This window comes from Curtobacterium sp. MCLR17_042 (assembly GCF_003234695.1).
In the GTDB taxonomy this organism is placed as follows: domain Bacteria; phylum Actinomycetota; class Actinomycetes; order Actinomycetales; family Microbacteriaceae; genus Curtobacterium; species Curtobacterium flaccumfaciens.
In genome coordinates, this window is sequence record NZ_QKTD01000001.1 from 1 (window position 1) to 15,015 (window position 15,015).

The following is a 15,015-nucleotide window of genomic DNA, read 5'->3' on the forward strand; positions in this document are numbered from 1 at the left end:
CCGCACCCCTCCCGCCACGACCGAAGGACCACCCCGCATGAGCATGACCCCGGAGCAGGCCACCTGGTTCGCCGACGTCGCAGGCCGCATCGTGACCAACGTCGAGCAGGTGCTCCTCGGGAAGACGTTCGTGATCCGCCTCGCGGTCACGGCGATGCTCAGCGAGGGGCACCTGCTCCTCGAGGACGTCCCCGGAACGGGCAAGACGAGCCTCGCCCGCGCGATGGCGCAGAGCGTGCAGGGCAGCACGAACCGCATCCAGTTCACCCCCGACCTGCTGCCGGGCGACATCACCGGCATCAGCGTCTACGACCAGCGGACGCAGGAGTTCGACTTCCACCGCGGGCCGGTCTTCGCGAACATCGTGCTCGCCGACGAGATCAACCGCGCGAGCCCGAAGACGCAGTCCGCGCTGCTCGAGGCGATGGAGGAGTCCGCGATCACGGTCGACGGCGTCAACCACCGTCTCGCCGCGCCGTTCATGGTCATCGCGACCCAGAACCCGATCGAGCAGGCCGGCACCTACCGTCTGCCCGAGGCGCAGCTCGACCGGTTCCTCATGAAGACGTCCATCGGCTACCCGGACCACGCCGCGACGGTGAAGATCCTCGAGACCTCGTCGGCTCCGTCGGCGTCGGTCCCGCTGGCGAGCGTCGTGCCCGCCGCGACCATCACCGAGATGGCCGCCCTGGCGCGCACCGTGCACGTCGACGCGGTGATCGCCGACTACGTCGCCCGTCTGGTGGACGCGACCCGCTCGGCGAGCGAGGTCCGGCTCGGCGTCAGCGTCCGTGGGGCGATGGGCCTGATCCGTGCCTCCCGTGTCCTCGCGGCGCTGAGTGGTCGCCACTACGTCACGCCGGACGACGTGAAGGCACTGGCCGTCCCGGTCCTCGCGCACCGCCTGGTGCTCGACGCCGAGGCCGAGTTCGACGGCGTCAGCGCACCGAGCGTCATCGCGCAGCTCCTGGTGGAGACCCCGCCGCCCGCCGACCGAGTCACGACGTGACGGACCGCCGGCCCGTCTCCACGCGCTCGCGCCGTCCGTCCTCGACGCGGTCGCGTCGTGGCACGACGGCGTACGAGCGCACGGGGACGGTCACCGGCATGACCAACGTCCGGACGCGCATCGTCGGCGACCGCGAGGGCGTCGCAGCGGATGCGGTCATCGGGATCGTCCGGCTCTGGGCAACGGCCTGGAGGCTCGTCCTGCGTCTCTGGGGCGAGGTCTCGTCCGTCGTCACCGGGCTCGGGTGGACGGTCGCCGCCCTGACGCTCGTCGCGTTCGTGACCGGCTACCGGTTCGGCCTGCGGGAGATCGTCGTCGTCGGGTTCGCCGGCGCCGTGCTCGCTGTGGTCGCCGCGGTGGCGTTGATCGGCCGGTCGCGGCTGGCGATCCGGATGCGGCTGCCGCAGCACCGTGTGGCGGTCGGCGACGACGCCGGCGTGATCATCACGGCTGAAAACCCCACGCGTCTGCCGTCGGTGCCGACCACGGTCGAGGTGCCGGTCGGATCCGGCCTGGTCGACGTCGCGATCCCGGCCATCGGGCCGCACGGCACCTTCGAGCGGGAGGTCCCGGTCCCGACGCTCCGCCGCGGGGTGCTCGACGTCGGTCCCGTGACGGGCGTCCGCGCCGACCCGGTGGGACTCGTCCGCCGCGAGCTCGTCTGGACCGCCCGTGAGCAGGTCATCGTGCACCCGCGCACGATCGCGATCCCGTCGACGAGCACCGGCCTGGTGCGCGACCTCGAGGGGCAGGCGACGACGGACCTGTCACCCGCGGACATCGCCTTCCACGCCATCCGCGAGTACATGCCCGGCGACGATCCGCGCACCATCCACTGGAAGTCGACCGCCAAGTCCGGCGCGCTCATGGTCCGGCAGTTCGAGGACACCCGTCGCTCGCACCTCGTCGTCGCGCTCGGCATCGCCCGCGGTGAGTTCGCCGACGACGAGGAGTTCGAGCTCGCAGTCAGCGCGGCCGCCTCCCTCGGGGCGCGGGCGATCCGCGACGGCCGTGAGGTCTCGGTCGTGGTGTCGCAGCGCACGCCCGAGTTCGCGAAGCGTGCCGTGTACGCCGTGCGGACGCTCCCCACCGTCACGCCGACGCGCCTGCTCGACGACTTCGCCTCGGTCGGCCTCGCCGACGCGTGCCTGCCGATCGCCGAGGTCTCCCGGATCGTCGGGAGCGACACCGAGGGCATCTCCGTCGCGTTCCTCGTGGTGGGGTCGACCGTCGGCCTGCCCGCGCTCCGACTCGCCGCCACGCGGTTCCCCGTCGGGGTGGAGGTCGTCGCGGTGATCTGCGAGCCCGAGGCCCAGCCGCGGTTCCTGCGCGTCGCGGGTCTGACGGTGATGACCATCGGCTACCTGGACGACCTCCGGCACGCCCTGCACCGATCGGCGTCGGCAGCATGAGCGCCGCACCCGTGACCAACCCGGCCCCGGCCGCGGACCGGGCGAGACGCTCGACCCGGCGTTCCGACCGGCGCGACGCACGGCGGCTCGTGCCGTTCCGGCTCGCAGGCGGCACACTGGCGGTCTGGCTGTTGCTGGCCGTCGCGAGCACGTCCTGGTGGCCGGTGTACCGGGACGGCACGATGATCACCGCCGCGGTGACCGCGATCGTCATCGGGACGGTCGTCGCGCTCCTCGGCACCCTGTTCCGGCTCCCGACGGCCGTCGTGGCGGTCGCGACCGTCGCCGCCTTCACGCTCACCGGCGTCCCCGCTGCCGTGCCGAGTCAGGCCAACGGCCTGCTGCCCACCGGACGCGGACTCCTCGACCTCTTCGCCGGCGTCGCCCTCGGCTGGAAGCAGCTGGTGACCATCAGCCTGCCGGTGGGCTCCTACGAAGCGCTCCTCGTGCCCTACTTCGTGACGCTGCTCGTGGCGGCGGTGACCGCCGTGAGCGTGGCGACCCGCGCCTCCAGGCAGGAACTCGCGAGCATCCCGGCACTGGTGCTCTTCGCGGTGGGGGTCGTCGTCGGGCCGAGCCGACTCGACACGTCGATCGTGACGGCGGTCGTCCTTGTCGGCCTCGCCCTCGTCTGGGCGCTGACCGTGCGGCACGCGCGTCGCGCCGTCGCGGTGGCGACCACGATCGGTGCACGCGTGCCGGTCGCGCGGTCGATCGTCCGCCCCGCCCTCGTGGGAACCGGCACCATCGTGGCCGCGGCGGTCGTCGCGACCGGACTCGGCCTGGTGGCACCTCCGTCGGGTGAGCGCACCGTCGCACGCACCGACGTCGTGAAGCCGTTCGACCCACGCGACTACGTCAGTCCGCTCAGCGGGTTCCGCGCCTACGAGGAGTCCACCGCCTCGGACGCGACCCAGCTCCGGGTGACCGGCCTGCCCGAGGGCGGGTTCGTGCGCATCGCGACGCTCGACACCTACGACGGCGTCGTCTACCGCGTCGGCGGGGCCGACGGTTCGGCCGGCTCGGGCACCTTCGAACGTGTGCCGACCGCGGTCGACGTCCGCGGTGTCCGGGGCACCACGGTCGACGTCGGTGTGACGGTCGACGGGTACCGCGGGGTGTGGCTGCCGACGGTCGGTGACCTGGAGCGCGTGGAGTTCACTGGGCAGGACGCCGACGACGAGCGCGGCGCCTTCTTCTACAACGGATCGACCGGCACCGGCGCCGTGGTCGGCGGAGTCGGGGACGGCACGTCCTACAACCTGACGGCGGTGCTGCCCGACCAGCCGACCGAACGGCAGCTGGTCACCGCACGGCCGGGGAGCGCCGCCGTGCCCACCGCACGGGACGTCCCCGACGCCGTGCGCGACACCGTTGAGTCCACGACGAAGGACGTGTCGGCACCCGGTGCGAAGCTCCTCGCCGCGATGCAGTCCCTGCATCGGAACGGGTACGTCAGCCACGGTGTCGGCGACGACCGGATGAGTCGGTCCGGTCACGGTGCCGACCGTGTCCAGGAGCTCCTCACCGCACCCCTGATGATCGGGGACCAGGAGCAGTACGCCGCGGCGGCCGCACTGATGGCGGACGAGATCGGGTTCCCGGCACGGGTCGTGATGGGCTTCACGGCCGGGGGAGACTCGGGCCGCGACGGCACCGCAGCGCGTGGCGGGACGACGACCTTCCGCGGGTCCGACGTCACGGCCCGCATCGAGGTGGACACCGCGCAGTGGGGATGGGTGATGCTCAACCCCAACCCCGAGGTGCGCGAGATCCCGAACGAGCAGCAGCAGACCCCGCAGCCGGTCACCCGACCGGAGACGGTGGTGCCACCGCCCCCGGTCGACCGACAGGACCAGGACCAGCAGACGCCCCCCGAGAGCGACCGGAACACACCGCCGGTGCAGCCACTCTGGCTCCAGATCCTGCTCGCGGTGCTGCCCTGGGCCCTCGGGACCCTCGGCGTGGTCGCGCTCGTCCTGCTGCCGTTCGCCGTGATCGTGCTGCTGAAGCGACTGCGGCGCCGCCGACGGCGGAACGCCACCACGCCCCGCGGCCGCATCGTCGGCGCCTGGGACGAGTACCGCGACGCACTGCTCGACCGCGGGCACGACGTGCGGCAGGCAGCAACCCGACGCGAAGCCGTGGTCGGTGCACCGGGCGACGGTGGCACCGGACTCGCCGCGCTGGCCGACCGTGCGGTGTTCGGTCCGAGTGACGCCGACCAGACCACCGCCGACCGCATGTGGGCGGCGACCGACGACGCGATCGGTTCGCTCCGGACAGGGCGGACCCGGCGGGAGCGGTTCCGCACCGCCGTCTCGCTCCGGTCCCTGCGGGGAACGGGACGCCGTCCGACGGCACGATCCCGTCGGAGGACCGACCGCCAGGCTGCGTCGGGGCGCGGCGACTACGATGTCCAGAGGCCGGACGAGCGTCGTGGACGGCCGAGTGAGGACAGAGGCACCACGTGATCAGATGCGAACACTGCGGATCGATGCTCCCGGACGGAGCGATCTTCTGCGGTGAGTGCGGTCGCGCGGTCACCGCCGCCGCGAGCCGTCGCCCGGTCGCGCCGACCCCCGTCGAACAGGCACCGCCGCCACCGTTGCAGCAGCCCGACGCCCACGGCCGACGGTCCGACCCGGCTTCCGACGCCTGGTTGCCCGAAGCCACGCTCGATCCCGCCACGCGTGCGTGGCTCACCGGTGCCGACCGTCGCGGCACCGAACCGCCGGCACCCGTGCCGGTGCAGCGTCCCGATGACTTCGCGCCGCGCCAGGCCCCCTCCCATGTGCACGGTGCCGGCTCCGGGCTCGAGGACTGGTCGGGTGCGCCGGGCGAGTCCGAGCCTCCCCTCGACCCCGACGCGCACCCGTCCGAACCCCTCGATGCCGACGACCCCGAGCGCACCCGCATCGCCCCGGCTCCCGGTCGCCCCGAGACGTCCGAGGACCCGATCCGCGATGCTGCGTTGTCGGTCTCGGACCAGGCGGCGCGACAGCCCGTCGAGCCCCAGCCCGTCATGCCCCAGCCCGTCGAGCCGCCGCCCGCTGCCGAGCCCTCCGTGCCGGTGTGGGCACCGCCAGCTGCCACCGCACCCCCGGCGGCACCCGCCGGTCCGTCCTGGTGGGTCGGTCGCGGTACCCCGGCTGCCGAGGCGCCCGCCGAGCCGGTCGTCCCGCCGATGCCGGGAGCACCCGCCGAACCTGCTCCCGAGCAGGATGCTGCGGCTCCTGCCCCCGACGAACTCGGCGCGCAGGAAGCCCAGAACGCACAGGACGCCCAGGAACCTCGGGACGCACAGAGCGCCCGGGACGACGCACAGGCTGCCCTGGGCGACTCCGAGCCGGAGCCCGACGAAGCGATCGTGGCCGCGTCGGAGACGAGCGCCACCGACGACCAGCCGCCCGTCGTGTCGCCCCCGCAGCCCGGGGACACCGCCGTGGTCGAGCCGCTGATCGACCGTCGACCGCCCCGTCCGGCCCCGCTCGTCACCCCGGGCATGCACGAGACGACCATCTGCCACGTCTGCGGCAACCGGCTCGAACCCGACGACATCTTCTGCGGCGAGTGCGGAGCCGTCCGTCCGGCGGTCACCGCGGCCTTCACCGGCCCGGTCATGCCGCTGCCGATGACCCGACCCGACTGGGCAGCCGAGGAGCCCGACAGCACGCAGGCCCCCGACGCGGGCAACGAGCCGGACGAGCCGGACGAGCCCGACGCGGGTTCCGCCGAGCCCGCGGGTCCGAACGAGTCCGACGAGCGCGCTGCAGGCGACGAGCCGGACGACGAGATCCCGGTGGACGACCAGTCCCTCCGCGCCGAGGTCGAGCAGTCCGATGCCGGCCGACGTCCCCGCGGAGCGCACGCTGCACCGGTGACCGAGCCCGAGCCGCCGACCGAGGCGTCCGCCGTGCCGCGCACGCCGATCCCGCCGGTGCCCGGTTCCGCCACCGTCCCCTCCTCGGTACCGTCCGCCCACACCGCGGGCGTGCCTTCCGCTGCACCGCTGCCCCCGATCCCGGGAGCGACCGGACCCGCGCTGCCGCTCCCGCCCGTCGACCGGTCGGAGTCGCCCGCAGCGGCCGGCGTGCTCGACGACCTCGACGAGGACGTCGACGAGACCCGCATCGTCGCGAAGACCCCGACCCGGGCACCGTTCGTGCTGCACTTCAGCACGGGCGAGCGGCTCGGCGTCCACGGTACGGGCCTGCTCGGCCGGCTGCCGCGACCGCAGCCGGGGGAGCGCTACGACGATCTGCTGACCGTGCACGACCCGGGCAAGTCCGTGTCGAAGACGCACCTCGAGCTCGGCCGCGACGGCGACGACCTGTGGGTCTCCGACCGGTTCTCCGGCAACGGCACGGTCGTGCGCCACATCGACGGATCGATCCGCCGCTGCGAGCCCGGTCGCCGGTACCGCGTCGAGCGTGGCGCCCGCGTCGACATCGGTGAGCAGTTCTTCCTGGTGCAGTAGACGACTTCTCCACAGATCGGGCCCGGGGCCAGCGCTGAGCTGCTCGTTCCTGGTGCGATGGGGGCATGTCCCGGTTCACCGCTCGTTGCGTGATCGTGGGGGCCGCGGTCGCGCTCGTCGTGGCCGGGGTCCTCGCGCCGATCAGCGGCGCGGGGCAGGGCGTCCTGCTCGGCGCGGGTGCGTGCTGCGCGCTGGTCGACGTGGTGCTGCACCGTTCAGCCTCGCCGGACCCGGACCCGGACCCGGACCCGGTCGCGGTCGTCGCTCCGCGCGGACCCGACCAGCCCGACGAGCCAGAACCGCTCAGTGCGCCGGAAACGCTGGCGGGTGCCGTTCCCGAGGACGGCGACGGCACGCCAACACTCGTCCTCGGGTACGGTCCGGGCGGCCGCGTACTCCGGGTCGACGCCGCGTCCCACGTCGTGGTCGTCGGTGGCGGAGCACTCGCCGTCGCGGTGTTCCGCGGGCTCGCCGAGCAGCTCCGAGCCGCTGCCGCCCGCACCGACGAGGACCTGCGCTGGGCCGCTGCTCCCGAGGGCTTCGACGCCGTGGGGACCAGCAGTGCCGATCCAGCCCCGAGCGCCCGGTCAGCGAGCACCCGAGCAGCGAGCAGCCTGTCAGTGCACGCCCTGCCGTCGGGGACCTCGGTCGCTGTGCGGATGGGGGCCGATGGCCGACCGCACGGCTCCGTGGTGCTCGTGGCCGGACTCGGATCGGCGCCTCGTCAGCAGGACGTCACCGTCGAGGTCTCACGGTACGGCTGCTCCGTCCGTCGACCCGACGACCACTCGGTCGTCCGGGTGTCCCCGGCGCTGCCGGTCCTCGTCCCCGACCCGGTGAGCGCCGATCGATGACCACCGCCGACCCTTGACCAGCGCTGACCCTTGACCAGCGCCGACCCTTGACCGGCGCTGCCCCTCGATCAGCGCCGACCAACGATCAGCGCAACCCGGCGCCGACCCGCACCGCGCCGACGGGCACGCCACCGCCGAGCACCCGCTCACCGGTCGCTTCGAGCACCTCGGCCACCCCGTCCGACGCGACGAGTCCGTTCCGCTCGAGCAGCGCCAGGGCCGCCAGGGTGCCGGCCCGCTGCGAGCCGTCGAGCACCTTCACGGCCACGGCGGCGCCTCCGGGCAACCCCATGACCATGACGCCCTCGGCACCGAGCTTCGCCAGCACCTGCAGCCGCTCGATGGTGACCGTGTTCGCGCGTCCGACGCCGTCGATCGCCCACGGGTGCGCCAGGACCGCGTCGGTCAGGGCAGCGGAGTCGTCGTCGGCCCGTGCCACGACACCGGCGAACCCGCGTGCCAACCCCGTCAGGGTGAGCGGGAACACGGGGGCGCCGCAGCCGTCCGTACCGACCAGGTCGACGGTCTCGTGCGTGTACTCCTCGACCACGGAACGCACCCGCTGCTGCAGCGGGTGCTCGATGTCGAGGTACGTGGGTTCGTCCCACCCGTTCACCCGGCAGGCCGCGAGCATGCCGGCGTGCTTGCCGGAGCAGTTCATCGCCAGTCGGCGGGGGCCGTCCATCGTCCGGGCGGTCCCGCGGTCGAAGGGCATGTCGGGCGGGCAGCCGAGGTCGGATTCGACGTGGTCGAAGGACTCGAGCATGTGCAGGGCGAGCGCCTGGTGCGCCGCGGTGCCGGCGTGACTCGCGGTGGTGAGGACGAGTTCCTCGTCGGAGAACAGCGCACCGGCACGTCGGACGGCCAGGGCCTGGAACGGCTTCATGGTGGAACGCGGGTAGATGCTCGCGGTCACGTCGCCCACGGAGTCGATCACGGTGCCGCTCGCGTCGACGACGACGCCGGCGCCGACGTGCCGGCTCTCGTCGAACCCTGAGCGTTCGAGCACCGCCAGCTCGACGGAACCGTCGGCGGTGAGAGGATGGCGATCACTGCGGACTTCGGGGCTCACCGTCATGCCGCCATGCTAGCCAAGGCGAAGGGGCGCACCCGTGCACGACCACTCCTACGAGGTCTCCGTCAGCTGGACCGGCGACCGCGGGACCGGCACCTCCGGGTACCGCGACTACGGCCGCGAACACGTGGTCTCCGCGACCGGCAAGCCGGACGTCCCCGGCTCCGCCGACCCGACGTTCCGCGGGGACCGTGACCGCTGGAACCCCGAGGAGATGGTGGTCGCGGCGCTGGCCCAGTGCCACATGCTCAGCTACCTGCACGTCGCGGTGACGAAGGGCTTCACCGTCGTCGACTACCAGGACACCGCGACCGCGTCGCTCCGCCTGAACCGCGACGGTTCGGGTGAACTGACCGAGGCGACCCTGCACCCGGTCGTCACCATCCTCGAAGCCGACCGGGTCGCGGATGCCGAAGCCGCACACGTCACCGCGAACGAGCTCTGCTTCATCGCGCGGTCCGTGGCGTTCCCGGTGCACCACGAGCCGCAGCTGGTCGTCCGACCTGCGTCATTGGCAGGGGACTCTTCGACAGGTGGGGCAGACTAGGTCCTCGTGAAGCGTCTCCGCCTGCTCCCGATCGCCATCGTCCCCGCCGTCGTGCTGGGACTCGCCGCCTGCTCCGGCTCCGGTTCGAACGGGTCCTCGGCCTCGCCGACCCCGTCGGCCAGTGCCACGGCCTCGGCGATCACCTCCTGCCCCGACCCGGGCAAGTCGTCCGATGCCATCAAGGCGACCGGGTCGTTCGGCGGACCGAAGGCCCCGACCGTGAAGTTCTCGTCCGGCCTGTCCGCGAAGACGCCGCAGGCCACCCGCCTCGTGAAGGGCAAGGGCGCGGCGCTCGACGAGGGCGACTACGCGCAGGTCTCCTACAGCGTGTACGAGGCTTCGGACGCCAAGAAGCTCGGCACCGTCGGCTTCGACGAGGGCAACCCGCAGGTGCTCTCGGTCGGCGGATCGGGCTTCGGTGCGCTCCTCGCCTGCTCGAAGGTGGGCGACCGCGTCGCCGCGGTCGGACAGTCCTCCGCACTCGGCTTCAACACCGGCGGTGAGATCGTCGTGGTCGCCGACGTCGTCGCGCAGACCCCGACCAAGGCGACCGGCACCCCGCAGGACCAGGACCCGGGCCTGCCCACGGTCAAGGACAAGGCCTCGGGCGAGCCGGAGATCACGGTCCCCGACGGCGTCAAGGCGCCCACGAAGACCACGGTCGAGGTGCTCAAGCAGGGCGACGGCACCGAGATCGCCGACGGCGACACCGCACTCGTGCAGTACAAGGGCGTCGTCTACGACACCGGCAAGGAGTTCGACTCCTCGTGGTCGAAGGGTGTCCCCACCACCTTCACCGTGTCGGAGAGCGCGCTCATCAAGGGCTTCGTCACCGGGCTCGTCGGGCAGAAGGTCGGCTCGCAGGTCCTGATCGTCGCCACGCCGGAGGACGCCTACGGCGCGAACCCGCAAGAGGGCTCGGGCATCCCGAAGAACGCCACGCTCGTCTTCGTGGTCGACGTCCTCGCCAAGGGCTGACCGTGACGGACGGCCGCCTCGGCACCACCGGTCCTGATCGTCGGCGGATCGTCGTCCTCGGCAGCACCGGCTCGATCGGCACCCAGGCGCTCGACGTCGTCGCCCGCAACCCCGATCGGTTCGAGGTCGTCGGGCTCACCGCCGGCAGCAACCGCGACCTCGTCGCCGAACAGGCCGCCCGGTTCGGAGTCCGCGACACGGCGTTCGGCGCGGCCGACTCGGAGCAGCTCGTCCGGAGCGTCGAGGCCGACGTCGTCCTGAACGGCATCACCGGCTCGGTCGGCCTCGGCCCGACGCTCGCGGCCCTCGAGACCGGTGCCGTGCTCGCCCTCGCGAACAAGGAGAGCCTGATCGTCGGCGGCTCCCTCGTGCAGCAGGCCGCGGCGCCCGGGCAGATCGTGCCCGTGGACAGCGAGCACTCCGCCATCGCGCAGGCGCTGCGCTCCGGCGCCGACGCCGAGGTGCAGCGGCTCGTCCTGACGGCGAGTGGCGGTCCGTTCCGTGGGCGCACCCGCGAGCAGCTCCGTGACGTCACCCCCGCCCAGGCACTGGCGCACCCGACCTGGGACATGGGTCTCGTCGTCACGACGAACTCCGCGACCCTGGTCAACAAGGGACTCGAGGTCATCGAGGCCCACCTGCTCTTCGACGTGCCGTACGACCGCATCGACGTCACCGTGCACGCGCAGTCGATCGTGCACTCCATGGTCGAGTTCGTCGACGGTTCCACCATCGCCCAGGCGTCGCCGCCGGACATGCGGCTGCCGATCGCGCTCGGCCTGGCCTGGCCGGACCGGGTGCCCGGCGTCGGCGTGCCGCTCGACTGGACGACCGCGAGCACGTGGACGTTCGAGCCGCTCGACCAGGACGCCTTCGGCGCCGTCGCCCTCGCCAAGCGGGTGGGTGAGCTGGGCGGCACGTTCCCGGCCGTGTTCAACGCCGCGAACGAGCAGGCCGTCGCCGCGTTCCACGCTGGTGCGATCGGTTTCCTCGACATCGTCGACACGGTCGAGCGCGTCGTCGAGGAGCACACCGCGGGGGAGCCGTCACTCGACGGCGTGCTCGCCGCGGAGCAGTGGGCCCGCACCGCTGCGGACCGCGCGCTGACCCGCTGACGCGAGTCGCGCCTCCCGTCCGACGCGGAGGCGGCAGACCGCGGACGTGACGCACAGGCCTGGAGGCCCAGCTCGCCTCTCAGACGGCGCTCGGCTCCGTCATGGAATCAGTCCCGTACTCTTTCCCGGTGACCGTCGAATCCGTCCTGCTCTTCGTCCTCGGCGTGGTCGTCTTCATCATCGGCCTGCTGGTCTCGATCGGACTCCACGAGCTGGGGCACCTGTCCTTCGCGAAGCTCTTCAACGTCAAGGTGACGCAGTACTCGCTGGGCTTCGGCAAGGCGATGTGGTCGTTCAAGCGGGGTGAGACCGAGTACGGGATCCGCCCGATCCTGCTCGGTGGGTACATCTCGATGGTCGGCATGCTCAAGCCGCGCGCCTCGGGCCGGGCGAACGCCATCACGAACACCGGCATGTACGGCGCCTTCGTGCAGGACGCCCGCCAGGCCAGCGCCGAGCAGATCGCGGACTCCGGCGGTGACGACTCCCGCGCCTTCTACCGCCTGACGCCGTGGAAGCGGATCATCGTGATGGTCGCGGGCCCGGCCATGAACCTGGTGATCGGCATCGTGCTGTTCGGTGTGCTGCTGTGCGGGTTCGGGGCGCCGACGACGACCTTCACGTCGAGCGTCGGGTGCGTGCTGCCGAACAGCCAGACGACCGAGTGCTCGCCCGGCGACGCGGTGTCCCCGGCGAAGCAGGCGGGCATCGAGTCCGGCGACGTCGTGCTCTCGGTGAACGGTGAGCAGGACCCCACCATCACCCGCGTCTCCGAGGTCTTCCAGGAGTCCGCCGGTGAGCAGGTCACCGTGGTCGTCGAGCGCGACGGTGCCCGCAAGACCCTCGAGATCACCCCGACGACCGCCACCCGCGACGTCTACGACTCCGAGGGCAAGGTCGTCAAGAACGACGACGGCACCACGAAGACCCAGCGCGTCGGCGTGGTCGGCGTCAGCATCGGGCAGTCCCTGGTGCGGCAGTCCCCGGCCGAGGTGCTGCCCGCGACCGGTGCCCAGATCGCGGCGTCGGCGCACCTGATCATCGACCTGCCGCAGCGCCTGGTCGCCGTGTGGAACGCCGCGTTCGGTGCCCAGGAGCGGTCGCAGGACAGCCCCGTGTCGGTGGTGGGCGTGGGCCGCGCGATCGGCGAGGTCTCGTCGATGAGCGGCGTCCCCGTGGTCGACAAGGCGTACACGATCCTCGGGCTGCTGGCCTCGCTCAACATCGGCCTGTTCGTCCTGAACATGGTGCCGCTGCTGCCGCTCGACGGCGGACACATCGCGGGTGCGCTCTGGGAAGCGATCAAGCGACGGTCGTTCAAGCTCGTCGGCAAGGTGGACCCGGGGCCCATCGACCTGGCGAAGACGATGCCGCTGACGATGGTCGTCGTGGTGCTGTTGGCGGGCATGAGCGCGCTGCTCATCTACGCCGACATCGTGCGGCCGGTGAACCTGTTCGGGTAGTCGCTCCGGCGCTACGCTCAGCGGATGACCACAGCCGCCCCGAACCCTCCCGAGGTTCGCACCGTCGAGCGCCAGGGCCTCGACGTCATCGCCGAGACCGACCGGAAGGGCACCCCGAGGGGGCTGTTCTGGCCGTGGTTCGCCGCCAACATCTCCGTGCTCGGCCTGAGCTACGGCTCCTTCGTCCTCGGTTTCGGCATCTCGCTGGCCCAGGCGACGATCGTCTCGGTGATCGGGGTGGTGTTCTCGTTCCTGCTGTGCGGCGTCGTCGCGATCGCCGGCAAACGCGGGTCCGCGCCGACGATGGTGCTGAGCCGCGCGGCCTTCGGGGTCCGCGGCAACCGGGTGCCGTCGTTCCTCAGCTGGGTCCTCACCGTCGGGTGGGAGACGTCGCTCGCCGCCCTGGCGGTCCTGGCGACCTCGACGGTGTTCACCGAGCTCGGCTGGGACGGCGGGGTGCTCACGAAGATCGTCGCGCTCATCGTGGTCGCCGCACTGATCGTCGGAGCCGGCATCGCCGGGTTCGACGTCATCATGCGCCTGCAGACCGTGATCACCGTCGTCACCGCCGTGTTGACCGTCGTCTACATCGTGCTCGCCGCGCCGACCATCGACTTCGCAGCGCTCGGTGCCCTGCCGTCCGGCAGCGGGCAGAACGTCATCGGGGCGCTCGTCCTCGTGATGACCGGATTCGGCCTGGGCTGGGTGAACGCCGCCGCTGACTACTCGCGGTACCTGCCACGGAACGCCTCGACGGGCGGGGTCGTCGGCTGGACGACGTTCGGCGGTGCCCTCGCACCGGCGGTCCTCGTGGTGATCGGCGTGATGCTTGCAGGGTCGTCACCGGACCTGAACGACGCGATCGGAGCCGACCCGATCGGCGCGCTCACGACTGTGCTCCCGGTCTGGTTCCTCATCCCGTTCGCGATCGTGGCGATCCTCGGGCTCGTCGGGGGAGCCGTCCTCGACATCTACTCGTCGGGCCTCGCACTGCTGAGCGTCGGCGTGAAGATCTCGCGTCCGGCGGCCGCGGGCGTCGACGGTGTGATCATGGTCGCCGGTGCCGTCTACGTCGCCTTCTTCGCGCAGGACTTCATCTCGCCGTTCCAGGCCTTCCTCGTGACCCTCGGCGTCCCGATCGCGGCGTGGGCCGGGATCTTCGTCGCCGACGTCCTGCTCCGTCGACGCGCCTACGCCGAAGCCGAGCTCGACGACCGCCGCGGGCGCTACGGCGACGTCCGGTGGCTGCCCATCGCGCTCGTCGTGCTCGGTACCGTGCTCGGGTGGGGCCTGGTGACGAACACCTACGGCGTCCCGGCCTGGCTCAACTGGCAGGGCTACCTGCTCGGCCCGTTCGGCCTCGGTGGCCGCGAGGGGCCGTGGGCCTACGCGAACCTCGGCGTCCTCGTCGCCCTGGTCGTCGGGTTCCTCGGCACGCTGCTGTTCGCGCGCGGCTCGATCCGCCGCCAGGAAGCACTCGCCACCCCGGACGACCTGCGATGAGCGCGGAGATCCCCGACGACGCCTGGCTCGTCGTCATCGACATGCAGCAGGTCTTCACCGGCGAGAACCCGTGGGCCGCCCCGCGGTACGACCACGCCGGCGCCGGCATCGAGCGGCTCCTGCCGCGGTTCACGGGCCGCACGGTCTTCACCCGCTTCGTGGCTCCGGCGCAGCCGGAGGGTGCGTGGGTGCCGTACTACCGCGACTGGCCCTTCGCACTGGTGCCGGACGCCGACCCGCTGTACGCGCTCACCGAGCCGTTCGCGTCGGCCGCCGCGGACCGGAACGACCCCGTCGTGACGGAACCGACCTTCGGCAAGTGGGGGACGAGCCTCCAGGCCGTCGTCGGCGACCACGCGCACCTGGTGCTCACGGGGGTGTCGACCGACTGCTGCGTGCTGTCGACCGCGCTGGCGGCGGCCGACGCGGGTGCGACGGTGACCGTCGTGGCGGACGCCTGCGCCGGCGGGACCGACGAGGACCACGACCGCGCGCTCGCGGTGATGCGGCTCTACGCCCCGCTCATCACGGTCGTCGACTCGGTCCGGGAGCTCTGAACAGACGCACGGGGACCGGACC

General features: G+C 72.3%; 12 protein-coding genes. 11 read left to right on the top strand and 1 reads right to left on the bottom strand.

From position 1 onward, the window contains the following. Positions 1–37: 37 nt before the first annotated feature. The 5 genes from DEJ02_RS00005 (at position 38) to DEJ02_RS00025 (ending at position 7,755) form a co-directional block, all read left to right on the top strand. On the top strand, positions 38–1,009 hold the full coding sequence (locus tag DEJ02_RS00005) for a MoxR family ATPase (protein WP_110859004.1): 972 nt from the start codon (positions 38–40) through the stop codon (positions 1,007–1,009). 98 nt (positions 1,010–1,107) lie between these two features. Continuing rightward, positions 1,108–2,421: a DUF58 domain-containing protein gene (locus DEJ02_RS00010; RefSeq protein ID WP_071404615.1), complete on the top strand. Its 1,314-nt coding sequence runs from the start codon at positions 1,108–1,110 to the stop codon at positions 2,419–2,421. Beyond that, on the top strand, positions 2,418–4,895 hold the full coding sequence (locus tag DEJ02_RS00015) for a transglutaminaseTgpA domain-containing protein (protein ID WP_111031579.1): 2,478 nt from the start codon (positions 2,418–2,420) through the stop codon (positions 4,893–4,895). The genes DEJ02_RS00010 and DEJ02_RS00015 overlap by 4 nt, the downstream gene beginning before the upstream one ends. Further along, positions 4,892–6,901, top strand: a complete 2,010-nt coding sequence (locus tag DEJ02_RS00020; protein ID WP_111031580.1) for a zinc-ribbon domain-containing protein — start codon at positions 4,892–4,894, stop codon at positions 6,899–6,901. Before DEJ02_RS00015 ends, DEJ02_RS00020 begins: the two co-directional genes overlap by 4 nt. Positions 6,902–6,966: 65 nt before the next feature. Then, positions 6,967–7,755 carry a hypothetical protein gene (locus tag DEJ02_RS00025; RefSeq protein ID WP_111031581.1) on the top strand — a complete coding sequence of 263 codons (789 nt, stop codon included), beginning with the start codon at positions 6,967–6,969 and terminating at the stop codon, positions 7,753–7,755. Positions 7,756–7,840: 85 nt separating this feature from the next. Here DEJ02_RS00025 and DEJ02_RS00030 read toward each other — a convergent pair whose 3' ends face one another. Next, complete coding sequence (locus DEJ02_RS00030; protein ID WP_111031582.1) at positions 7,841–8,833, bottom strand: asparaginase; 993 nt, start codon at positions 8,831–8,833, stop codon at positions 7,841–7,843. 34 nt (positions 8,834–8,867) lie between these two features. Between DEJ02_RS00030 and DEJ02_RS00035 the strand changes: the two genes are divergently transcribed. The 6 genes from DEJ02_RS00035 (at position 8,868) to DEJ02_RS00060 (ending at position 14,993) form a co-directional block, all read left to right on the top strand. Further along, the gene (locus DEJ02_RS00035; RefSeq protein ID WP_071404620.1) at positions 8,868–9,377 is read left to right on the top strand and encodes an OsmC family protein; all 510 of its coding nucleotides are present in this window, start codon (positions 8,868–8,870) and stop codon (positions 9,375–9,377) included. A 6-nt stretch (positions 9,378–9,383) separates the two neighbouring features. Next, on the top strand, positions 9,384–10,355 hold the full coding sequence (locus DEJ02_RS00040) for an FKBP-type peptidyl-prolyl cis-trans isomerase (RefSeq protein WP_111031583.1): 972 nt from the start codon (positions 9,384–9,386) through the stop codon (positions 10,353–10,355). A 2-nt stretch (positions 10,356–10,357) separates the two neighbouring features. Continuing rightward, positions 10,358–11,470: a 1-deoxy-D-xylulose-5-phosphate reductoisomerase gene (gene dxr, locus DEJ02_RS00045; RefSeq protein ID WP_111031584.1), complete on the top strand. Its 1,113-nt coding sequence runs from the start codon at positions 10,358–10,360 to the stop codon at positions 11,468–11,470. Between the two features lie 128 nt (positions 11,471–11,598). Next, positions 11,599–12,933, top strand: a complete 1,335-nt coding sequence (locus DEJ02_RS00050; protein ID WP_181440234.1) for an RIP metalloprotease — start codon at positions 11,599–11,601, stop codon at positions 12,931–12,933. Between the two features lie 24 nt (positions 12,934–12,957). Then, positions 12,958–14,436, top strand: a complete 1,479-nt coding sequence (locus DEJ02_RS00055; RefSeq protein ID WP_111031586.1) for a cytosine permease — start codon at positions 12,958–12,960, stop codon at positions 14,434–14,436. Beyond that, entirely contained in the window at positions 14,433–14,993 is a 561-nt protein-coding gene (locus DEJ02_RS00060; protein ID WP_111031587.1) for a cysteine hydrolase family protein, read from the top strand. The genes DEJ02_RS00055 and DEJ02_RS00060 overlap by 4 nt, the downstream gene beginning before the upstream one ends. The last annotated feature ends 22 nt before the right edge of the window (positions 14,994–15,015 follow it).